Below are 20,734 nucleotides of genomic sequence, written 5' to 3' on the forward strand. Positions count from 1 at the left end.
TTCTCCTGTGCATGGCTCTGGCTCAGCGGCCGGAGGCAAAGTTACTGATCAGCCGTTCCAGATTCATGGCGGACTGGGTGGAATAAAAGGTATCCCCCGCGTTCAGCGACTCCAGGTCCCCGCCAATCGATATATCAATGTACTGCTCACCCAGCAGTCCGGATGTACGTATTACTGCTGCACTGTCGGCCGGGATGTTATCAACCTCAGCATGGATAGACATGGTTACGCGCGCCTGGAAAGTGTCCCTGTCCAGGGTAATGGATTCGATGGTACCGACAGTGACACCAGCCATGGAAACCTTGCCTCGGGGCGTCAAGCCACCGGTATCGTTGAAATTGGCATACAGCGTATAGGTCTGCTCCGCGGATTTCGGCGACAGGCCACTCACCTGCAGCGCCAGAAACATGAGCGCGGCCAAACCGGCAATCATGAACAGCCCAACAATGATTTCTGTGCTTCTTTGTGCCATGAAAGGCTCCCTGAATCCTGTTAAAAATCACCGAACATGACGGCAGTCAGTACGAAATCGAGACCGAGCACTGCCAGCGATGAGTAGACCACGGTTTTGGTGGTCGCCGAACTGATACCAGCAGAGGTGGGCACGCAGTCATAGCCCTGGTAGACCGCAATCCAGGCACATACGAACCCGAACACCACACTCTTGATAAAGCCGTTAAGCACGTCATCCACAAAATCGACGGAGGACTGCATGTTGCCCCAGAAGGAACCCTCGAACACCCCAAGCCATTCCACGCCAACCAGCATGCCGCCCCAGATCCCCACTACCGAGAAAATCATGGCAAGTACCGGCATGGCGAGAAAACCGGCCCAAAGTCTCGGTGCAACGACCCGGCGCAACGGATCTACCCCCATCATTTCCATACTGGAGAGCTGTTCCGTCGCCTTCATCAGGCCGATTTCTGCCGTCAGGGCGGAGCCCGCGCGACCGGCGAACAGCAGGGCTGTCACTACCGGCCCCAATTCGCGCACCAGCGTGAGCGCGATCATCTGGCCAATCGCCGACTCCGAGCCGTAATCGCTGAGAATGGTATAGCCCTGAAGCCCCAGTACCATCCCGATGAACAATCCAGACACCACCACAATCGCCAGCGACAACACGCCGACTGCGTAAAGCTGTTTGACCAGCAGGGGAAAACCTGTTGCAGGCCTGGGGACACCGGCCAGCACGCCGAAAAGAAACTGCCCGGAACGACCGAAGGAGGCAATGATCGCGATCCCGAGCCGCCCCAGGCCGGCAATACGATCCATCATGAAGACCGCCCTCCCACACCAAAATCAGCCGCCGCATCGCCACTCGGGTAATGGAACGGCACCGGGCCATCAGGCTGCCCTTCAAGAAACTGCTGAACCCGCTCAGACGGATGTGCCCGCAGCTCCTCGGGAGTGCCCTCACCGATCACCTTGCCGTCGGCAATAATGCAGGCGTAATGGCAAATACTCAGGGATTCAGGCACGTCGTGCGACACCAGAACGCTGGTCAGCCCCATGGAACTGTTGAGATCCCGGATCAGCTTGACCAGCACGCCCATGGCAATCGGATCCTGCCCGGCAAAGGGTTCGTCGTACATGATCAACTCCGGGTCGAGTGCGATACTGCGGGCCAGAGCGACGCGCCGGGTCATGCCACCGGACAACTCTGAGGGCATCAGCTCTCTGGCACCACGCAAGCCCACCGCCTCCAGCTTCATCAGAACAATGTCCCGGATCATATCTTCGGGTAACGACGTGTGCACACGCAGCGGGAAAGCGACATTCTCGTAGACACTGAGATCGGTAAACAGCGCGCCACTCTGGAACAGCATGCCCATTTTTTCGCGCAGCTGGTAAAGCGCCTTGCGCTTTAGCCGGGGCACGTCATGGCCTGCCACACTCACCTGGCCGGAATCCGGGCGAAGCTGACCTCCGATGAGCCTGAGGAGCGTGGTTTTTCCGGTACCACTGGGCCCCATGATGGCAGTCACCTTCCCTTTGGGAATATCCAGACTGATTCCATCAAAAATCCGGCGCCCGGAACGGGAAAACACCACATCCCTAAGTGTTATGTACGCAGATGACTCCATAATCCATCCCTTTCAAGGAGCGCCTACATTATGACAAGCTCTCCCAGACCTCAATTAAAGCAACGTAAAATGTCTTGATGGCAATGATCAGAATCCCTGATGCAGGCGAGCCGGGGGCACCAGAAGTGATATACTTCGGCCTCAAATCCCAGATCGAGCAGACAGCCAGCCGACATGACCGAATCAAATACCTTCAACACCCAGGACTTTTGCAACTCGGCCCTACGGGCAATCCGCATCGAGCGCGAAGCCATTGAAGCGCTGGAAAGCCGTATAAACGGTGATTTCAGCCGCGCCTGCGAGGTCATCATGGCCTGCAAAGGCCGGGTTGTGGTGACAGGTATGGGCAAATCGGGGCACATCGGCAACAAGATTGCCGCCACGCTCGCCAGCACGGGCACGCCCGCCTTTTTTGTTCATCCCGGCGAAGCCAGCCATGGCGATCTGGGCATGATAACACCCCAGGATGTGGTCATCGCCATATCCAACAGCGGCAGCACCAGCGAAGTGGTCACCATTCTCCCTCTGATCAAGCGCATGGGCGCGCCATTGATCAGCATGACAGGCAAACCCGATTCCGTACTGGCACAGGAGGCCGTTGCCAACCTGGATGTCAGCGTGGCCATTGAAGCCTGCCCGCTGGGCCTGGCCCCGACCTCCAGCACCACCGCCACCCTGGTCATGGGGGATGCCCTGGCCGTGGCGCTGCTTGAAGCCCGGGGATTCAGCGCCGAGGATTTCGCGTTTTCCCACCCTGGCGGCAGCCTTGGACGACGCCTGCTGCTGCGGGTCTCCGACATCATGCACACCGGTGACCAGATTCCTCAGGTTGCCGAGGGCACAACCCTGAGCGGGGCACTGCTGGAAATAACCCGCAAGGGCCTGGGTATGACCACGGTCGTTAATGCCGCCGGCACCCTGACGGGCATCTTCACCGACGGCGACCTGCGCCGGACCCTGGACAAATCCGTGGATGTGCACACTACCCCCATCCAGGACGTAATGACCCGCAACGGTAAAACCATCCGGGCAGACCACCTGGCGGCAGAAGCCTTGAATATCATGGAAGAAATGAAGATCAACGCCTTGCCGGTTACCGACGCAAACGGCACCCTGGTGGGCGCTATTAATATGCACGACCTGCTGCGGGCCGGAGTGATTTGATGACTCAGACAGCGCATCCGTTACAAACCCACTGGGACGCAGCCCTGAAGGCCAAAGCCTCGGACATTCGCCTGATCGCCCTGGATGTGGACGGCATCATGAGCGATGGCCGCCTCTATTTCAGTGCCAGCGGCGATGAACTCAAGGCCTTCAACATTCTTGACGGCCTGGGCCTGAAACAACTGATGCAGGCAGGCATCACCGTGGCGGTGATTACCGGACGACGCTCTCCGCTTACGGAAAGACGAATGTCGGACTTGGGCATCCCGCACCTGATGCAGGGTCGCGAAGACAAAAAAATTGCATTGCTGGAATTGATCCGGGATATGAACCTTGCGCCGGAGCAGATTGCCTACATGGGCGACGACCTGCCCGACCTGCCCGCGCTGCGTTTTGCCGGCCTTGGCATCACGGTACCCAACGGCTACTGGCTGGTTCAGCAACACGCCGACTACTGTACCCGCAGCCCCGGTGGACAGGGCGCTGTGCGCGAGGCCTGCGATCTCCTGCTCTGGGCGCAAGGGCACCTGGACAACACTCTTGCTCCCTATCTGGACGAGCCAGCATGATCACTGAGCGGCTTTTCGGCGATCATGGCAAACGGCGGATTACAGCGCTGGCCCTTGCCGCCACCGTATCAGCAACCGTTTTTCTGCTGTGGCAAAGTGACGAACCTGTCAGTTCGCGGAATGCCGCCAGCGAACTACGGGGGCCCGCAGAGCCCGACGGCTTTGTGATCGGCGGCCAATACCGCGCCTGGGATGAGCAAGGGAACCTCCAGATTGATCTCAAAAGCCCCAGAATTGAGCAGTTTGAAGCAACCGGCACGGCTCATCTGGATACGCCGAGAGCCCGACTTTTCAGTGAGGGCAGCCCCGACCCTTGGCTCGTCGAGTCCAATGAAGGTAGCCTTCAGCAGAACAATGAAAAGCTGGAACTTACGGGGAACGTCCAATTGACCCGACAGGCCGAAGGCCGCGAAGCCGTTCTGGAGACCGAGGCACTGACCCTGGACAACAGCAACGGCACGGTCTACACCGACCAGCCGGTGACCATCACCGAGCCTTTCGGCGTCACCCGCTCCACCGGCATGAAAGCCTGGATCAACGAACGCATTCTCGAACTCAACTCCCGGGTAGAGGGACAATATGAAACCGTCAGGTAAACGATCTTTCTGCCGGCCAGCGATTCTGGCCATGGCATTGCTGGCCGGACCGGCATCGGCATTCAACCTGGATTCCGATATCCCCATAAAGGTCAGTGCAGATTCGGCCCGCCTGGATGAAAGCGCCGGAACGGCCGTTTACACCGGCGCTGTCGAACTGATTCAGGGCGAAACCCGGCTGGACGCGGATCGGGTGGTACTTTACCGCAACCAACAGGGTGTCAGCCGGATTGAAGCCGCCGGCAACCCCGCCCATTACCGGCAACCCGGCCAGGAAGGCGAAGGCACGACCGACGCCAAGGCCCTGAACATCACCTGGTCTGGCGATGAAAACCTGGTTATTTTTGAACGCCAGGCCGTTATTGAACAAGACGGCAACGTATTCCGGGGCGACGTCATTCACTACGACACCGTTCGCCGCATTGTTACTGCGGAAGGCGGCACGCCATCCGAGGGCGGCTCCGGCCGGGTGGAAATGGTGATTCAGCCTCGTAATTCAGCTCAATCCAGTGACGGGAAAGGTTCGGATGGCAGTTCTCAGGGCCAGTAATCTGGCAAAAAGCTACAAGCAGAAAAAAGTAGTACTGGACGTTTCTCTGGAAATTCGCTCCGGAGAGATTGTCGGCCTGCTCGGCCCCAACGGCGCCGGCAAGACCACCTGCTTCTACATGATCGTGGGCCTGGTGCCTGCGGATCACGGCCGGATCACCATCGACACCCAGGACATCACCCCGCTGCCAATGCATGGGCGCGCCCGCAAGGGCATCGGTTACCTGCCCCAGGAAGCCTCCGTGTTTCGCAAACTGACCGTGCGGGACAACATCATGGCCATCCTCGAAACCCGCAAAGGCATGAGTCGGGCTGAACGGGAGGCCAAGCTGGAAGAGTTGCTGGAAGAGTTTCATATTACTCACATCCGTGACAGCGTGGGTATGGCGCTATCCGGCGGCGAACGCCGCAGAGTTGAAATCGCCCGGGCGCTGGCCATGGAGCCCGCGTTTATCCTGCTGGACGAACCCTTCGCGGGCGTAGACCCTATCTCCGTCAGTGACATCAAGCACATTATCCGGCACCTGCGGGATAAAGGTATTGGCGTATTGATTACCGACCATAACGTTCGGGAAACCCTCGACATCTGCGAGAATGCCTACATCGTTTCCGGCGGCCACATCATCGCCTCCGGCAATGCCGAAGCCATTCTGGCAAACCAGCAGGTGAAAGAAGTATATCTGGGTGATGAGTTCCGGCTCTGACCTGATAAAACTGGGTTTATCCGAGGTCTGATTGTTTTGATGATCTGTAGCAAGTAAACTCGGCAAAAAACTTGCTTATACTGTTCACAGACAATGGCAAGTAACCAGCGTACAACATTTTTTTCGGCCTGTGCGCCGGCAAAGCAACAACCGGGATGCCCACGAGTTATGGATCTTGAGCCATGGTTATGAAAGCCTCATTACAGCTTAAGCTGGGCCAGAGTCTGACCATGACGCCCCAGCTGCAGCAGGCCATACGCCTGCTACAGCTTTCTACCCTCGATCTCCAGCAGGAAATCCAGCAGGCGCTGGAATCCAACCCAATGCTGGAAACCTCAGAGGACGATGAGCACCCTGAAGGCGACGAGCGCGAAGAGCACGAGCACAGTGAAGCTTCCAGCTCTGAGGCCAACCAGGACGACAGCCACCAGGACGCGAGCCCGGACTGGGACGAAACCGAGAACGGCCCTGACTGGTCGTCCGAGAACGATATTCCGGACAACATTCCCGATGATCTGCCAGTGGATACCGCCTGGGACGACATCTACCAGTCTGCCCCGGCTCCGGCCAGCAAAGGCGAAGACGAGCACGAATCGGATTTCGAAACCCGGAACTCGCCTACCGAAACCCTGCAGGATCACCTCGAGTGGCAGTTGAACCTGACGCCTCTGAGCGAGCGGGATCAGGCCATTGCCCACGCGCTGCTGGATGCTGTGGATGAGCGCGGCTACCTGACGTCTGACATTGAGGACATTCACGCAGGCCTGCTGGACGAAACCGAAGAAGACCCGTTGGAACTGGACGAAGTGGAAGCGGTACTCCACCGCCTGCAACACTTCGACCCGCCAGGCGTGTTCGCTCGGGATCTCCAGGAATGCCTGCTGATTCAGCTCAACCAGCTGCCACCAGATACCCCCTGGCTGCGCCAGGCAAGACTGGTGGTTACCCAGTTCCTGCACCTGCTTGGCAACCGGGACTACGCGCAACTGTTACGCCGCAGCCGGCTCAAGGAAGACCAGCTGAAACAGGTACTGGCCCTGATCACCAGCCTGAACCCGCGCCCTGGCGATGTCGTGGACCGGGCCGAACCGGATTACGTTATCCCGGACGTTATCGTACGCAAACACGAAGGCCGATGGCGGGTTGAACTCAACCCGGAAATCGCTCCGCGTATCCGGGTGAATGCCAGCTACGCGTCACTGATCCGCCGGGCTGACAGCAGTGCCGATAACACCTACCTGCGCGACCAGCTGCAAGAAGCGAAATGGTTTATCAAGAGCCTGCAAAGCCGTAATGAAACCCTGCTGAAAGTTGCCACCCGCATCGTTGAACACCAGCAAGGGTTCCTGGATCAGGGCGAAGAAGCCATGAAGCCTCTGATCCTGTCTGACATTGCCCAGGCGGTGGAAATGCACGAGTCCACGATTTCCCGGGTTACCACCCAGAAGTACATGCACACGCCCCGCGGTATTTTCGAGCTGAAGTACTTTTTCTCCAGCCACGTCAGCACCGCCGAGGGCGGCGAATGTTCGTCTACAGCCATCCGGGCAATGATCAAGAAGCTGATTGCCGATGAAACCCCGAAAAAGCCATTGAGCGATAGCAAAATTGCAGCCATGCTAGGGGAACAGGGAATCAACGTGGCGCGGCGTACCGTGGCCAAATACCGGGAGGCCATGCATATTCCTCCCTCGAACGAACGAAAACGCCTGGTTTAAACTTTCGCCGGTGCAAGATGCACTGGCATGCAAGCCGGCAAGCACGCCGGCAGTATGACAACAGGAGACGCCTATGCAACTCAACATTTCAGGCCATCACGTAGAACTGACTCCCGCTCTGAAGGATTACGTCAACACCAAGTTCGAGAAGCTGGAGCGTCACTTCGACCATATCAGTAACTGCCAGGTCACCCTGGAGGTCGAGAAGGTGCGCCAGATGGCGGAAGCCACGCTGCACGTGATTGGTGGTGAGATTCACGCAAAGGCAGAAAATGAGGACATGTACGCCGCAATCGACGCTCTGGTCGACAAGCTGGACCGTCAGATCCTCAAGCACAAGGAAAAGAACGTAGACCGGATGCACGGTAACGGCGGTCGCTGAAGCGCGAACCTTACCGGGTGTTTCATGAAACGAGCTGCGGCGGGGCTAACCGGCCGCAGCCTTTTTTTTACGGACATGCAGTCGATCCATGAGCGAGCCATCCCTGACCATCGACAATATTCTTGCCCCTGAACTGACCCTCTGTAAGGTGCCGGCCTCAAGCAAGAAACGTGTGCTGGAGTTCATCGCTGAACGGATTCACTTTCAGGATGAAATCCTCAGCGACACCCAGATCTTCAACAATCTGGTCTCCCGCGAACGCCTGGGTAGCACCGGTATCGGTGAGGGTATTGCCATCCCCCACTGCCGACTGGAAGGCCTGGACCGCGTCATCGGCGTACTGATGACTCTGGAAGAGCCGGTAGACTTTGATGCTATCGATAACCAGCCGGTAGATCTGGTGTTTGCCCTGATCGTCCCCAAAGAAGCCACCAGTGAACACCTGGAGTTACTGAGCCAACTGGCGGAGCGCTTCAATGACAGCACTTTCTGCGCCCGGCTGCGCCAGAGTGAAGATCCCGCGACCCTTTACCAGCGTATGGCGGAGAGTAATCACTGAGATCAGCCTGATATCTGGACAGGCTGCCAGGCAGATTGAAGGAGAAACAGTCCCATGAAGCTGATTATCGTCAGTGGCCGATCCGGTTCCGGCAAGAGTACGGCCCTGCATGTGCTGGAAGACCTGGGATTCTACTGCATCGACAACCTGCCCATTGGCTTGCTGTTCCCGCTGACCCGGGAGGCGACCACCCAGGAAGCGCCCGGCCGGCTGAAAAAAATGGCCGTCAGTATTGATGCCCGTAACCTGTCCGCCGAGCTGGCCAATTTTGAAACCATTTACCAGCAACTGAAGCAGACCGGTGTCGAGGTTGAAATCATTTTCCTGGATGCCGACGAACAGTCACTGCTGCAACGCTTTCACGCAACCCGCCGCAAGCATCCACTGAGCGATGACAAGACGTCTCTGCGGGAGGCAATCACCAACGAAAAGCAATTGCTGGAACCCCTGTCAAAGCTGGCCGATCTTTACGTCAACACGACCGGGCTCTCCATGTACGAGCTACGCGACATGATCAAGCAGCGCGTGGCCGGCCGCAAGGATCAGGAACTGGCACTGCTGTTCCAGTCCTTTGGTTTCAAACATGGCGTGCCGGTGGATTCAGACTACGTCTTCGACGTACGCTGCCTGCCCAATCCATACTGGGACACCAGCCTGCGCAAACACACCGGCGTTGATCAGCCGGTCATCGAATTTCTGGAACGGGAACCGCTGACCCGTCAGATGGTGGATGACGTCACTGGCTTCCTGAATACCTGGCTGCCCTCGTTTGCCGACAGCAATCGTAGTTACATGACCATTTCCATCGGTTGCACCGGTGGTCAGCACCGCTCCGTTTATGTGTGTGAGCAGCTCGGGCGCTATTTCCGCGATCATTACCGTAATGTGCAGGTGCGCCACACCGAACTGCCACACCTTCAAACCCGCGGAGAAATCTGAGCGCCTATGATTTGCCGCCCCATCACCATCATCAACAAACTCGGCCTGCATGCGCGGGCCACGGCAAAGCTTGTGGCCACCGCATCAGACTTTGACAGCAAGGTGCGAATCCGTGGCAAAGGCCGGGACGTAGACGCCAAGAACATCATGCAGGTGATGATGCTGGCCGCCAGCCAGGGCACCGAAGTGGAACTGGTTGCCGATGGTCCGGACAAACAGGATGCCATCGACGCGCTGGCTGCCCTGATCAACGATTATTTTGGTGAAGGGGAATAACCTCCGGTTTCGTCATTCACCTACAATCCTTTCTCACGTGTGCCACCTAACTCCGCTATAATGCAAAGGTTTTCTGATCGCAGGTGGTTCAATGACCGACATTCTGGAAAAAAGCCAGGCCCGCCAACGCCTTCGCTCACTCAGTGAAGCGCTGGACAGTGGTGCCCTCAAGCAGGTGGCCCGCATTCTGAATGGCGGTCTGAGCCCCAGCGATATTGCTCACCTTCTGGAATCTTCGCCACCACGCCAACGGGCTCTGCTGTGGAATCTGGTCGACAAGCAACTGGAAGGGGAAGTCCTCCAGTACCTTGGCGACGATATTCGTAGCTACTTTCTAAGCCAGCTGAACGCGCAGGAGCTGGCGGACATCCTGGAAGATTTCGAGTCGGATGACCTGGCCGACTTGCTTCAGCAATTGCCGGACACGGTGATCCAGGAAGTCCTGGACACCATGGACGAGCAAGACCGTCAGCGGGTAGAGGAAGTCCTCGCTTACCCGGAGGACACTGCTGGCGGCCTGATGAACACCGACACCATCACGGTTCGGCCGGACATCAGCATCGACGTTGTGTTGCGCTACCTGCGCCGTCACCGCAGCCTGCCCCCGATGACCGACAGCCTGATTGTGGTCAGCCGTCGGGACGAGTTTATCGGCATGCTGCCCATTACCCGGATGCTGGTATCCAATCCCGCGGCTACCGTTCGGGAAGTGATGGACACAGACATTGAACCCATTCCCGTGTCGCTGTCCGATACCAAGGTCGCCACTCTGTTCGAACGCTACGACCTGATTTCTGCCCCTGTGGTGGATGAGACCAACAAGCTGCTGGGCCGGATCACAATCGATGACGTGGTCGACGTTATCCGTGAGGACGCAGACCATTCCCTGATGAGTATGGCTGGTCTGGATGAAGACGAGGACACCTTTGCCCCGGTGATGAAGACCACCCGCCGGCGCGCAGTCTGGCTGGGCATTAATCTGATCACGGCCTTTACCGCATCGGCCGTGATTGGACTGTTTGAAGACACTATTGCCAAAGTCGTTGCACTGGCCGTACTGATGCCAATTGTGGCCAGCATGGGCGGCATTGCCGGTAGCCAGACCCTGACCCTGGTAATCCGGGGCATGGCCGTTGGCCAGATCAGCGGCGCCAACGTGGGCTGGCTGCTGAACCGTGAGTTTCTGTCCGGGGTACTGAACGGCCTGCTGTGGGCGGTGGTGGTTGCCACCGCCGCGGTGGTCTGGTTCCAGGACTGGCTGATTGGCGCCATCATCGCAGCGGCACTGGTTATTAACCTGGTGGCGGCGGCGCTGGTGGGCACCGTCTTACCACTGTTCCTGAAATCCCGGAACATTGACCCGGCCCTGGCCGGCAGTGTGATACTCACCACCGTAACCGACGTTGTCGGCTTCATGGCCTTCCTGGGACTGGCCACCATTTTCTATGCCTGAGCAACCTGTGACCTACCATGACTGACCAATTTGACGACGAATTCCAGGACGACCTTGGCCCCAGCAAATCGCAGCTGAAGCGCGAAATGCACGCGCTTCAGGATCTGGGCAAACGCATGCTGGACCTGAACGACGAACAGCTGGCCACCCTGAGCATCAGCGAGACCCTGAAAGCGGCGATCATTGAATCACGCCGGATTCCCCAGCGTGAGGCCCGCCGGCGACACTTGCAGTACATTGGTAAGGTGTTGCGCCAGGAGGACGACCCCGAAGCTATTGGCCGTGCCATCGACGCCTTCCACGCTGGCAGCGAAGAGCATACCCGCCGACACCATCTGGCCGAGCGCTGGCGCGACCGGATGATTTCCGAAGGTGACAAGGTGGTAGGAGAGTTTATTGATTACTGCCCTTCAGCGGATGTACAGCACCTGCGCAATCTGGTGCGCAATGCCCGCAAGGAAGTCGAAAAAGGCAAGAATACCGGTCAGGCCCGGAAGCTGTTCCGGGCTCTGCGGGAATGGATCGACGACGCCGAGCAGTAATCAGAGCCGCCGGTGCTCCCACACGGGCATACGGCTTCGCAACTGATGCAGCTGCTCCAGGTCCAGATCGGCGCAAGCCATGCCCGGACCTTCGTCGAACTCACTGACGACCTTACCCCAGGGATCGCAGATCAGGCTGTGGCCATAGGTTCTTCGCCGGCTACTGTTCTGCCCCCCTTGCCCCGGCGCCACCACCCAGACCTGGTTTTCAATGGCGCGAGCGCGTATCAGGGCGTGCCAATGGGCATTGCCCGTCTGCCAGGTAAAGGCGCTGGGCAGGCAGACCCATTCGGCGCCCTGCTCTCTCAAGGCCCGGAACAGTTCTGGAAAGCGAAGGTCGTAACAGATCGCCAACCCCAGTCGTCCGGCCCGCGTATCCACCGTAATCGCCTGATCACCCGGCTCAAAGGTATCCGATTCCCGATACTGGCCGTGGGCGTCTTCAACCATGGCGTCAAACAGGTGAATCTTGTCGTAGCGGGCCACTTCTTCACCATGATCGTTGTACACCAGACAGGTGGCCCGTACCCGGTCTGTTAACTCTGAACCATCTCGCCGACTGGCCAACGGCAGGGAACCGCCGACAATCCAGAGCCCCAATGACCAGGCCTGCTCGGCCAGAAAGCGACGGATAACAGGCTCGCTACCCGCCTCCCGGCGGCCGCACTCCAGCATCTGTGCGGTCGCCAGAACGGCGAAGTTCTCGGGCAACACCGCCACCTTCGCCCCTGCGCCTGCCGCTTCAGCCAGCAGTCTGCGGGCCTTTTCAAGGTTGGCATCGATGTCATGGGTACTGACCATTTGTATTGCCGCTACCTGAACCATCATGGCCTCCTTACTCACCGGTATCGAACACGCCCCGCAGATCCACTTCCGGATTGCTCCAGGTTCCTGTGACACTGTACGTGGCACTGGTCAGTTTGCTCAACGGGTCGCCCAGAATTTTATCGAGCACGAACAAGGCGCCGCCGATGGGGGCGCTCGCCCCCATCAGTATGGCAGCCAGGGGCAGATTCTGTGTCACGGGTAGTACCAGTACCAGGCGCATATCCAACGTTTCTTCGGCCATGTTGGTATTGCCACTGAGTTTGAACGCGCCGGACGGACCCACCAGTTGCAGTTCCGGATCCATGGTCACCAGGCCATTTATGATGTTGGCTTTACCGGAAATGGCGTCAAAGGCTACGCCCCGTTCGTACAGATCCGAGAAGTCCAGCCGCAACCTGCGCCAGAGCGTATCAGTGTTCAGCAGGTTGAAGATCCGGAACAATTGCGCCGAATTGCTCTGCTCCATGATCATGCCGTCGTCCAGGCGGGCACTGACCGTGCCGCTTATCTTGCTGAGAGCAATGTTGTTCGGGCTTCCCGGCCAATCCAGATCCAGTTCAACCGCCGTTTCTTCGTTGGTCATCGGAATGGTGCTGCCAGTCAGCGCTTCCAGATCCTTAAGGGCCCCGCCCTCCAGCTTACCAGTAAACCGGGTCGTTTCCCGGTCATCCACAATGCTCCAGGTCATATCGCCGGACAACACCAGGGATCCAAGCCGGCCTTCCACCTCCTGCACACGCAACCGATAGGGTTCAGGGCGCAGCTTGAAACGCCAGCTTCCCGCTGACTCGCCATCCAGCCGGAGATCCGAGATTCTGGCATCAATGTCGGGCCAATTTCCCATATCCAGCTCCCTGAACGCCTGCAACTGCTCCTCAAGAGTCAGAAATTCGTTGTCCTGCTCTGCGGCACTGGTCTCCCGTACCAGGCGCAGGGTTGCAAAGTCGGCCTCTACCGTGCCTCCTTCTCTGGGTAACACCACCCTGCCCCGGGCCCGATCCGAGTCTGTATGAACGACCCACCGGTCCTCCAGCTCAAGCGCATCAATGGCGATATTGGTCAGATGGTGAGCGCCCAGATTCAAATGTTCGAAGACCAGCTCGAAGCCCGTCTCTTTAAAACGGAGTTCAGCGTCCAGACGATCCTGCCATTGCGCAGCGATCGCCACGCCTTCGCTCTGGAACGGATCAACCCGGACCGCCAGGGGGGTTCGCTCGCGCGCGGTCTTTGCCAGTGGTTTGGGCCAATCCACCTGCAGACCTTCAAGGTCTGAAAACAGGGAAATCACCGGCTCGCCGGCACCGCCTAATTCAAGCTCAGCGGTGTAGACAAGTTCTCCGGAAAGCCCGCGCGCCGCATCGTTAGCCAGGCCAAAGGCCGCCAGGGAGCCTGGCAGCTTCAGACCACCTTGCTGGCGTATCAGCATGGCATCGCCGGCCTCCGCGGTGGAAAAAAAGACACTGACCGGTTGATCGAAAAAACGGGCAGTGACCGGTGGCCCGGAAAATCCATCAACACTGTCATAAGTCAGGTCAGCCCGAATATTATGCCAGTGAAGTCCCGCACCCGGTAATTGGAATCCGGCATTGTCGGTTTTTACCTGCGCCGTAACCCGGGTGTCCTGCCCTTGCGATAGCGGTAGCTCCAGCCCAAGGTCCAGCTCAAACTCCCCCTCATAACGGGCCCGGGTGTTACCGTATCCCAACAATTCCCCTAACGGAGTATTGGTCAGCCACCAGGGTATTCTCTCTGCCGGAACCGTCGACGCGGCATCTACGCGCACCAGCGTGCCAGTTTCCCCATCTCCGGGAAGGACCCGAACACTGGCGTTTTCCAGCTCCAACCCACCGATCTCGCCCCGAGCGAGCGCTACCCGGGTGTCGGCATTCTGGATCTCGACCCGCCCGCTGGCCTGCTCCACAGCGGGCCAGCGCTGGTCGTATCGAATCCTGGCGTTATCGAATTCATACCACATGGAGGAAACAAACGATCCAGACGGCGCGGCGGAATCGATACGGCCGTGGCCATAGTACTGCCCCCGAATGCTGGCCTCCGGAATACTGTTGGTGAGCCATTCGTAAAGCCCTTCACCCACAGCATTCGCCGGCACGAAATCCGCCAGCATATCGGCATTGCCGCCGTCTACGCCGACGCTCAAACCAAGATTGTCCTCTCCGTATCGATCCAGCCGCAGGTCAAAGGCGCCGCTTAACCGGGTATCTGAGCGATAGAGAAACTCCAGATCATCGGAGAATACCCTGGTGATCCCTCCTTCCAGGGTCCAGGCGACGGTTCCGGATAGGGAGTCCAGCGTCCAGTCAGTGTTGAACAACTGCGGAAAGCCCAGCATGACGGGTTCTGGTGTATCCAGGGTCACCCTGCCACTGTCTGAATTCATCTGGATAAAGCCATATAGCCCCTCGGCGCGGGGGGCGCCAGACCAGGCCCGCACCCCGAACTCCCGCAATCTGGCACTTAACGAGAACCGGGAGCCCTGCTCTGGCAGAGTAAACAACATATCGTCCAGAAAACCCGCAGGCTGGTAATGCTCCAGCGCCTCACTGGCAGCATCCGGCAGCAGCTCCAGGGCCTGAACCAATCGCCGCAAAGGCTTGAGCGGCAGTGAGTCTGCCACCAGCTTAAGCTCATCCTGACCGTCTTCGATGCGAACACTGAACGGCAGAACCTGATCGCCGATCCAGTCCCAGCGAAGCTTCTGCAAACGTAGGGCCTCCCCCCGCCGCCAACCGAAGTGAGCCTGGATATCTTCAAGAGGCGCCAGAGATTCACGGTTAACACCTAACTGAAGATAGGGAGTGCGAACCTGGCCCTGAACCTGCTGCAGCTCGCCATCCTCAAAGCTTAGCCAGGCACTGCCCCCCAGGTCGAAGCCTTCAACCCGTATGCCTCGCCAGTTCAGATCATCAATCAGGCCGTCGAACAGTCGACCGGAATCCACATCCAGGTAGAGTTGACCGGTAAACTCCCCCCTGAAAAACCGCTGCCCTACCAGAGCAAAACTGGCCAGCTGTGCGGTTGTACCGCTCTGCATGGCCCGGCCTGCGGCCTGGAACAAGCCGCCCTGGTAGGACAGATCAAGCTGTGGAATATCCAGAAAACGCAGGTTCTGCCGGCTTGAGCCCAGCGCCAGGCTGACCCGTGTCACCCGGACTTCCGGATTCGACAACCAGCGGCCCGCCAGGCGAATCCACTCCTGAAGTTCCGGCGCACCCGGCTCGGCCAGCTCCGCAATCTCTTCGACCGGATTGATAAACGGATCCTCGGTAGGGCGCACCACCGTTAACGCCAGACCGTCAGCGTCAAAATTGCGGAACACCAGGCGGAAGCGGAACAGGGAGGCAAAAAAATCGAGCCGCAATTCCAGGTGCTCAAGTTCCGCGGCAATGCGGTCTGAATCCGGAGAATTGATGGTGATGTCTTTGGCGGTAATGGAAGGATCCAGCCAATACCATTGGGAGGATAAACGGCCAACAGACACATCCAGGCCTGTGGCTTCGGAGAGCGAAGCCGCCAGTTCATCAGAAAAGCTGTTGATATCAGAGGTGAGCTGGCGACCGACACCAACATAGAGTGCGAATAACACCAGCAGCGTCAGGATGGACCACCAGACCACACTGGCAAAGACCGCCAACCCGCGGGCAACCAGACCGCGCTCATCCTCGGCTGGTTGCGAACTGTCCGGCTCGCGGATCGACATAAGACTCAGCTCCCTGCAACGCCCTGCTGCTCAGGTGTCAGAGCAAAACAACGTCGTACTGTTCCTGGCTGTAGAAAGGCTCAACCTGGAAGCGAATGGTTTTACTGATAAAGGTTTCAAGGTCCGCAACGTTGTCTGACTCTTCATCCAGCAGGCGGTCCACCACCTTCTGGGACGCCATCACCAGGTAATTCTCGGCCTCATAGGCACGGTTAACGCGCAGGATTTCCCTGAAGATCTCGTAGCATACGGTTTCGGCGGTTTTCAGGAATCCCCGGCCGTCACAGATCGGGCACGGCTCGCACAGAACCTGGCCCAGGCTTTCGGTGGTGCGTTTTCGGGTCATCTCCACAAGGCCCAGCTCGGAAACGCCGGTGATCTTGGTTTTGGCGTGATCCCGTTCCAGCATTTTCTCCAGCATCCTGTGCACCTGGCGCTGGTGTTCGGGATCTTCCATGTCGATAAAGTCGATGATGATGATCCCGCCCAGATTCCGCAGCCGAAGCTGACGACTGATCGACCGGGCGGCTTCCAGATTGGTTTTGAAGATGGTCTCTTCCAGATTGCGGTGGCCCACAAAGGCACCGGTGTTGATGTCGATGGTCGTCATCGCTTCGGTCTGATCGATGATCACATAGCCACCGGATTTGAGCTGCACCTTACGGCTCAGGGCTTTCTGGATTTCATCTTCAACCGAATACAGGTCAAAGATAGGCCGCTCACCCGGGTAGTACTCCACCTTGTCAGCAAACTCAGTGACGAATTCTTTAACAAACTCCATTACCCGCTGATAGCTCTCGCGACTATCAATACGCACTTTTTCCGTTTGCGGTCGGATCAGATCCCGGATGGTGCGAATAAACAACGGCAAGTCCTGATAGACCACCGAGGGTGCCGGCGCTTTGGCAATGCGCTCCTGGATCGACTGGCTGAGCCGGTGCAGGTAGGTCATATCCGCAATCAGATCTTCGGCCGAGGCAGCCTCTGCCGCGGTGCGGATGATATAGCCACCCTGCACATCATCGTGTTCCGCTGCACCTTCCTCGATCAGGGATTTCAGCCGCGCGCGCTCATTATCATCTTCAATACGCTGGGAAATCCCGACATGGCAGACGCCTGGCATGAACACCAGATAACGGGAGGGAATGGAAAGCTGGGTGGTGAGTCGCGCACCCTTGGTACCAATCGGGTCCTTGGTTACCTGCACCACCAGGGACTGCCCCTCTCGCAACAGGGTACGGATATCCGGTACGGTCCTGGGGGCGTCTGACGGTTCGTCGCCAGATGTCTGGCCACTGACGACGTCGGACGCATGAATGAAAGCCGCCCGTTCCAGGCCGATGTCCACGAACGCGGCTTCCATGCCGGGCAGCACCCGAACGACCTTGCCCTTGTAAATGTTGCCGACAATCCCCTTGCGACTGGTGCGCTCGATATAGGCTTCCTGCAACATGCCGTTTTCAACGAGGGCGACCCGGGTTTCCACCGGAGTCACGTTGATCAGGATCTCTTCACTCATGCTTGGCTCTCCTTACTGCATGGCCAGTGGCGCCAGACAGGGTCGCCGGCATCTGCCAATAATTCTGCGGTTTCCTGCAGGGGCAAACCCACCACAGCGCTGTAGCTGCCCTTGAGTTCCCGAACAAAGATACCACCAAGTCCCTGAATTCCGTAGCTTCCCGCCTTGTCCACGGGTTCACCGGTGGCGACGTAGGCGACGATTTCGGCTTCTGAGAGCTCCCGAAAGCTGACATCGGTGACCACCACTAATGATCGACACTTCTGTTCCTGCGCCAGAGCGATCGCGGTCATCACCTGATGGGTTCTCCCAGATAACCGGCGCAACATCTCACAAGCCTGTGTATCGGACTCCGGTTTCCCAAGAATCTCTCCGTCTATAACCACAGAGGTGTCAGACCCCAGTACCCAGGCACCCGGGGCCTCACCGGCAACACAAGAGGCTTTCTCCCGGGCCAGGCGCTCAACATAGTGCTGAGCCCCTTCACCCGGTTGCGGTGTCTCGTCTATCTCTGCAGGCGCCACCTGAAAGTCAGCACCGATCTGTCTCAGCAACTCAGCCCGGCGCGGTGATGCCGAGGCCAAAATGAGGCAGCTCATACAGTTATCCCAGTTTACGGTTGATTGTGTCCAGTACGCCACTGACCACAGGCCAGGCCAGAGCGCTCGTCAAGGCTGGCCACAAGTAGCTGAAACCGGCGCTTTCAGCACCCAGTAACTGTTTCACGAAATGCACCAGCATCTGGTTGATGCCCAATAACAGAAACACCATCAGGCACTGCTGAGGCAGCGGATACATCCGCAACCGCTGGTGAATGGTCAGCACCAGAAAGGCGATCAGGGCCATGCCCATGGCATTCACGCCCAGCGGGGTAGACTCGAGAATATCCAGTAACAACCCCAGGCACCAGGCCATCAAAATGCCAAACTGGGCCGGGGCGCGGAAGGTCCAGTAGAAGACAATCAGTCCGAGCCACTCCGGGCGAAACTGAAACCAGTCCACCGGAAACAGGGAGATACTCAGCACCAACGATAACACCACGGTGATGGCGAACAGCGGATAACTGATGACAGACAACATCAGTTTGCCTCCTCGTTCTCCGGGGCCGTCTGCCCATTTTCGGGCACCGAGCGCTCTTCCGGCTGAAACACGATCAGCACCAGCCGGCTCTGGTTGAGGCGGGCTTTCGGCGCGGCCTGAATGGTCACAAAAGGCTCCCCCGGCTCTTTGACGATGGAACTGACCTCTGCCACCGGGTAGCCTCTGGGGAATCGCCCGCCAAGACCTGAACTGACCAGCATGTCGCCCTCGCGGATGTCAGCAGTATCCGGTACGTGAACCAGATCCAGCTCATCGGTTTCGCCGTTACCCAGCAAAATCGAACGCAGACCATTACGCACTACCTCAACGGGAACGGCGTGACTGCTGTCGGACACCAGGAGGACACGGGAGGTGAACTGGCTGGTCTGGATCACCTGGCCCATCAGGCCCTCTGCGTCCAGTACCGCCTGACCAGTCGTGACACCATCACTCTCGCCCTTGTTAATGATGATCTCGTGGGAGAACGGATCCGGGGAGACCCCCACCACTTCGCCCACAATGACCCGGTCATCCAGTACTTCGGAAGAATTCAGCAGCCGGCGCAGCTCGTTATTCTCCGACGCCAGAGCCGCGTACTTGAGAGCACGACGCTCCAGAATCAGCAGGCGGGTTTTGAGCTCTTCGTTCTCCTGCTGCAGATCATCACGGCTGACAAACAGGCCGGAAAACCAGTCAGTAAAGGAATATGGGGCATTGCCAAGCCAGTACACCGGTGCCAGACCGGTGGCAAGAGTGCTGCGGACGGTGGTGAGCTTGTCAAAACGGGCATCGGCAGCGATTAACGCTGCCGATAACAGAACGACGAGAAACAGCCGGAAACCGGGTACCGGCCCCTGGACGAATATGGTCTTAATGGCTTAGCCCTCCCACGGGGTTATCCCTCCTGGGAGAACATTCCGATGCCACCGCGATCAATCACTTCCAGGGCTTTACCGCCGCCACGGGCTACGCAGGTCAGCGGATCTTCCGCAATAATGACCGGCAGGCCGGTCTCTTCGCTGATGAGCTTGTCCAGGCCGCGCAGCAGCGCACCGCCACCGGTCAGCACAATGCCGCGCTCAGCGATGTCGGAGGCCAGTTCAGGCGGAGACTGCTCCAGGGCGCTCTTCACGGTCTGGACGATCTGGGCCAGGGATTCCTGCAGCGCGTCGAGAATTTCTTCGCTGTTCAGGGTGAAGGCCCGGGGCACACCTTCAGCCAGATTGCGACCACGAACGTCGATTTCGCGCACTTCCAGGCCTTCATAGGCACAGCCGATTTCATGCTTGATACGCTCGGCTGTGGAATCGCCGATCAGGCTGCCGTAGTTGCGACGGACGTAAGTAACGATGGCTTCGTCGAACTTGTCGCCACCAACCCGGACGGATTCGGCATAGACGATGCCATTCAGGGAGATAATGGCGATCTCGGTGGTACCGCCACCGATGTCGACAATCATGGAGCCGCTGGCTTCTTCCACCGGCAGGCCGGCACCAATGGCGGCCGCCATGGGTTCTTCGATCAGGAACACCTCGCGGGCGCCTGCACCCAGGGCCGATTCGCGGATGGCCTTGCGCTCTACCTGGGTAGATTTGCTGGGCACACACACGAGTACGCGGGGGCTCGGGGTAATGAAACTGTTTTCGTGCACTTTGTGAATAAAGTGCTGGAGCATTTTTTCGGTCACGACGAAGTCGGCGATCACACCATCTTTCATGGGACGGATGGCGGTAATATTGCCCGGGGTGCGGCCCAACATGCGTTTGGCTTCGGACCCGACGGCAGCGACCATTTTCTGGGAGTTATTGGTACGGATGGCCACGACAGAGGGTTCGTTAAGTACAATGCCGCGTTCGCGCACGTAGATAAGGGTGTTGGCGGTGCCCAGGTCGATGGACAGGTCGCTTGAGAATAAGCCTCGGAGTCTTTTGATTAACATTCGTGTTGTTTCAACCTGAGAGTTGCGGTTGCAGAAAAGAATGCGGCAACTTTAGCAGTGAGCACCTACTCAGGCAAGGCGCCATCGGGGCTTCGGGGCTTACCATTCTCACATT

At 58.2% G+C, this 20,734-nt stretch carries 22 protein-coding genes; 12 read left to right on the forward strand and 10 right to left on the reverse strand.

What is annotated here, in order from left to right:
* Positions 1 to 22 precede the first annotated feature (22 nt).
* The 3 genes from mlaD to C7436_RS06405 are packed head-to-tail and all read right to left on the reverse strand — an operon-like array spanning position 23 to position 2,084.
* Complete coding sequence (gene mlaD, locus C7436_RS06395) at positions 23 to 472, reverse strand: outer membrane lipid asymmetry maintenance protein MlaD (protein ID WP_011786152.1); 450 nt, start codon at positions 470 to 472, stop codon at positions 23 to 25.
* Positions 473 to 492: 20 nt separating this feature from the next.
* The gene (mlaE, locus tag C7436_RS06400; protein WP_011786153.1) at positions 493 to 1,275 is read right to left on the reverse strand and encodes a lipid asymmetry maintenance ABC transporter permease subunit MlaE; all 783 of its coding nucleotides are present in this window, start codon (positions 1,273 to 1,275) and stop codon (positions 493 to 495) included.
* Positions 1,272 to 2,084 (reverse strand): ATP-binding cassette domain-containing protein, encoded by an 813-nt coding sequence (locus tag C7436_RS06405; RefSeq protein WP_011786154.1) that lies wholly within the window; start codon positions 2,082 to 2,084, stop codon positions 1,272 to 1,274. The genes mlaE and C7436_RS06405 overlap by 4 nt, the downstream gene beginning before the upstream one ends.
* A 174-nt stretch (positions 2,085 to 2,258) precedes the next feature.
* Between C7436_RS06405 and C7436_RS06410 the strand changes: the two genes are divergently transcribed.
* The 12 genes from C7436_RS06410 to yjgA all read left to right on the forward strand — a co-directional run bounded on the left by C7436_RS06410 (position 2,259) and on the right by yjgA (position 11,535).
* On the forward strand, positions 2,259 to 3,248 hold the full coding sequence (locus C7436_RS06410; protein WP_011786155.1) for a KpsF/GutQ family sugar-phosphate isomerase: 990 nt from the start codon (positions 2,259 to 2,261) through the stop codon (positions 3,246 to 3,248).
* Positions 3,248 to 3,817 carry a KdsC family phosphatase gene (locus C7436_RS06415; protein WP_014422104.1) on the forward strand — a complete coding sequence of 190 codons (570 nt, stop codon included), beginning with the start codon at positions 3,248 to 3,250 and terminating at the stop codon, positions 3,815 to 3,817. The genes C7436_RS06410 and C7436_RS06415 overlap by 1 nt, the downstream gene beginning before the upstream one ends.
* Positions 3,814 to 4,413, forward strand: a complete 600-nt coding sequence (gene lptC / locus C7436_RS06420) for an LPS export ABC transporter periplasmic protein LptC (protein ID WP_121207120.1) — start codon at positions 3,814 to 3,816, stop codon at positions 4,411 to 4,413. The genes C7436_RS06415 and lptC overlap by 4 nt, the downstream gene beginning before the upstream one ends.
* Positions 4,397 to 4,963 (forward strand): lipopolysaccharide transport periplasmic protein LptA, encoded by a 567-nt coding sequence (gene lptA / locus C7436_RS06425; protein WP_121207121.1) that lies wholly within the window; start codon positions 4,397 to 4,399, stop codon positions 4,961 to 4,963. Before lptC ends, lptA begins: the two co-directional genes overlap by 17 nt.
* Positions 4,941 to 5,666 (forward strand): LPS export ABC transporter ATP-binding protein, encoded by a 726-nt coding sequence (gene lptB, locus C7436_RS06430; protein WP_014422107.1) that lies wholly within the window; start codon positions 4,941 to 4,943, stop codon positions 5,664 to 5,666. The genes lptA and lptB overlap by 23 nt, the downstream gene beginning before the upstream one ends.
* 188 nt (positions 5,667 to 5,854) lie before the next feature.
* Positions 5,855 to 7,384, forward strand: a complete 1,530-nt coding sequence (locus tag C7436_RS06435) for an RNA polymerase factor sigma-54 (protein WP_121207893.1) — start codon at positions 5,855 to 5,857, stop codon at positions 7,382 to 7,384.
* A gap of 73 nt (positions 7,385 to 7,457) precedes the next feature.
* Positions 7,458 to 7,766 (forward strand): ribosome hibernation promoting factor, encoded by a 309-nt coding sequence (gene hpf, locus C7436_RS06440; RefSeq protein ID WP_011786161.1) that lies wholly within the window; start codon positions 7,458 to 7,460, stop codon positions 7,764 to 7,766.
* A gap of 88 nt (positions 7,767 to 7,854) precedes the next feature.
* Positions 7,855 to 8,325 carry a PTS IIA-like nitrogen regulatory protein PtsN gene (gene ptsN, locus C7436_RS06445; RefSeq protein ID WP_022992011.1) on the forward strand — a complete coding sequence of 157 codons (471 nt, stop codon included), beginning with the start codon at positions 7,855 to 7,857 and terminating at the stop codon, positions 8,323 to 8,325.
* Between the two features lie 54 nt (positions 8,326 to 8,379).
* On the forward strand, positions 8,380 to 9,264 hold the full coding sequence (gene rapZ / locus C7436_RS06450) for an RNase adapter RapZ (RefSeq protein WP_121207122.1): 885 nt from the start codon (positions 8,380 to 8,382) through the stop codon (positions 9,262 to 9,264).
* A 6-nt stretch (positions 9,265 to 9,270) separates the two neighbouring features.
* Complete coding sequence (locus C7436_RS06455; protein WP_121207123.1) at positions 9,271 to 9,540, forward strand: HPr family phosphocarrier protein; 270 nt, start codon at positions 9,271 to 9,273, stop codon at positions 9,538 to 9,540.
* 91 nt (positions 9,541 to 9,631) lie between these two features.
* On the forward strand, positions 9,632 to 10,993 hold the full coding sequence (gene mgtE / locus C7436_RS06460) for a magnesium transporter (protein WP_011786165.1): 1,362 nt from the start codon (positions 9,632 to 9,634) through the stop codon (positions 10,991 to 10,993).
* A gap of 17 nt (positions 10,994 to 11,010) precedes the next feature.
* Complete coding sequence (yjgA, locus tag C7436_RS06465) at positions 11,011 to 11,535, forward strand: ribosome biogenesis factor YjgA (RefSeq protein ID WP_011786166.1); 525 nt, start codon at positions 11,011 to 11,013, stop codon at positions 11,533 to 11,535.
* On the opposite strand, the gene C7436_RS06470 is transcribed toward yjgA, so the two are convergent.
* Genes C7436_RS06470 through C7436_RS06500 form a run of 7 tightly spaced genes read right to left on the reverse strand, consistent with a single transcriptional unit; the run spans position 11,536 to position 20,619 of the window.
* A complete protein-coding gene (locus tag C7436_RS06470) occupies positions 11,536 to 12,360 on the reverse strand; it encodes a carbon-nitrogen hydrolase family protein (RefSeq protein ID WP_121207124.1) in 825 nt (274 codons plus the stop codon). It lies immediately after the preceding gene.
* Between the two features lie 10 nt (positions 12,361 to 12,370).
* Positions 12,371 to 16,081 carry a YhdP family phospholipid transporter gene (locus C7436_RS06475; protein ID WP_121207125.1) on the reverse strand — a complete coding sequence of 1,237 codons (3,711 nt, stop codon included), beginning with the start codon at positions 16,079 to 16,081 and terminating at the stop codon, positions 12,371 to 12,373.
* A 37-nt stretch (positions 16,082 to 16,118) separates the two neighbouring features.
* Positions 16,119 to 17,600: a ribonuclease G gene (rng, locus tag C7436_RS06480; protein WP_022992016.1), complete on the reverse strand. Its 1,482-nt coding sequence runs from the start codon at positions 17,598 to 17,600 to the stop codon at positions 16,119 to 16,121.
* Positions 17,597 to 18,199, reverse strand: coding sequence for a Maf family protein (locus C7436_RS06485; protein WP_121207126.1), 603 nt, complete (start codon positions 18,197 to 18,199; stop codon positions 17,597 to 17,599). Before C7436_RS06485 ends, rng begins: the two co-directional genes overlap by 4 nt.
* 4 nt (positions 18,200 to 18,203) lie before the next feature.
* Entirely contained in the window at positions 18,204 to 18,680 is a 477-nt protein-coding gene (gene mreD / locus C7436_RS06490) for a rod shape-determining protein MreD (protein WP_011786171.1), read from the reverse strand.
* On the reverse strand, positions 18,680 to 19,546 hold the full coding sequence (gene mreC / locus C7436_RS06495; RefSeq protein WP_121207127.1) for a rod shape-determining protein MreC: 867 nt from the start codon (positions 19,544 to 19,546) through the stop codon (positions 18,680 to 18,682). Before mreC ends, mreD begins: the two co-directional genes overlap by 1 nt.
* Positions 19,547 to 19,575: 29 nt before the next feature.
* The gene (locus C7436_RS06500) at positions 19,576 to 20,619 is read right to left on the reverse strand and encodes a rod shape-determining protein (protein ID WP_011786173.1); all 1,044 of its coding nucleotides are present in this window, start codon (positions 20,617 to 20,619) and stop codon (positions 19,576 to 19,578) included.
* Positions 20,620 to 20,734: the final 115 nt, after the last annotated feature.

This window comes from Marinobacter nauticus (assembly GCF_003634635.1).
In the GTDB taxonomy this organism is placed as follows: Bacteria; Pseudomonadota; Gammaproteobacteria; order Pseudomonadales; family Oleiphilaceae; genus Marinobacter; species Marinobacter nauticus.

Coding starts and splice junctions, on each gene's coding strand:
- mlaD (WP_011786152.1), bottom strand. CDS start 472: ATGGCACAAAGAAGCACAGAAATCATTGTTGGGCTGTTCATGATTGCC.
- mlaE (WP_011786153.1), bottom strand. CDS start 1,275: ATGATGGATCGTATTGCCGGCCTGGGGCGGCTCGGGATCGCGATCATT.
- C7436_RS06405 (WP_011786154.1), bottom strand. CDS start 2,084: ATGGAGTCATCTGCGTACATAACACTTAGGGATGTGGTGTTTTCCCGT.
- C7436_RS06410 (WP_011786155.1), top strand. CDS start 2,259: ATGACCGAATCAAATACCTTCAACACCCAGGACTTTTGCAACTCGGCC.
- C7436_RS06415 (WP_014422104.1), top strand. CDS start 3,248: ATGACTCAGACAGCGCATCCGTTACAAACCCACTGGGACGCAGCCCTG.
- lptC (WP_121207120.1), top strand. CDS start 3,814: ATGATCACTGAGCGGCTTTTCGGCGATCATGGCAAACGGCGGATTACA.
- lptA (WP_121207121.1), top strand. CDS start 4,397: ATGAAACCGTCAGGTAAACGATCTTTCTGCCGGCCAGCGATTCTGGCC.
- lptB (WP_014422107.1), top strand. CDS start 4,941: ATGGCAGTTCTCAGGGCCAGTAATCTGGCAAAAAGCTACAAGCAGAAA.
- C7436_RS06435 (WP_121207893.1), top strand. CDS start 5,855: ATGAAAGCCTCATTACAGCTTAAGCTGGGCCAGAGTCTGACCATGACG.
- hpf (WP_011786161.1), top strand. CDS start 7,458: ATGCAACTCAACATTTCAGGCCATCACGTAGAACTGACTCCCGCTCTG.
- ptsN (WP_022992011.1), top strand. CDS start 7,855: ATGAGCGAGCCATCCCTGACCATCGACAATATTCTTGCCCCTGAACTG.
- rapZ (WP_121207122.1), top strand. CDS start 8,380: ATGAAGCTGATTATCGTCAGTGGCCGATCCGGTTCCGGCAAGAGTACG.
- C7436_RS06455 (WP_121207123.1), top strand. CDS start 9,271: ATGATTTGCCGCCCCATCACCATCATCAACAAACTCGGCCTGCATGCG.
- mgtE (WP_011786165.1), top strand. CDS start 9,632: ATGACCGACATTCTGGAAAAAAGCCAGGCCCGCCAACGCCTTCGCTCA.
- yjgA (WP_011786166.1), top strand. CDS start 11,011: ATGACTGACCAATTTGACGACGAATTCCAGGACGACCTTGGCCCCAGC.
- C7436_RS06470 (WP_121207124.1), bottom strand. CDS start 12,360: ATGGTTCAGGTAGCGGCAATACAAATGGTCAGTACCCATGACATCGAT.
- C7436_RS06475 (WP_121207125.1), bottom strand. CDS start 16,081: ATGTCGATCCGCGAGCCGGACAGTTCGCAACCAGCCGAGGATGAGCGC.
- rng (WP_022992016.1), bottom strand. CDS start 17,600: ATGAGTGAAGAGATCCTGATCAACGTGACTCCGGTGGAAACCCGGGTC.
- C7436_RS06485 (WP_121207126.1), bottom strand. CDS start 18,199: ATGAGCTGCCTCATTTTGGCCTCGGCATCACCGCGCCGGGCTGAGTTG.
- mreD (WP_011786171.1), bottom strand. CDS start 18,680: ATGTTGTCTGTCATCAGTTATCCGCTGTTCGCCATCACCGTGGTGTTA.
- C7436_RS06500 (WP_011786173.1), bottom strand. CDS start 20,619: ATGTTAATCAAAAGACTCCGAGGCTTATTCTCAAGCGACCTGTCCATC.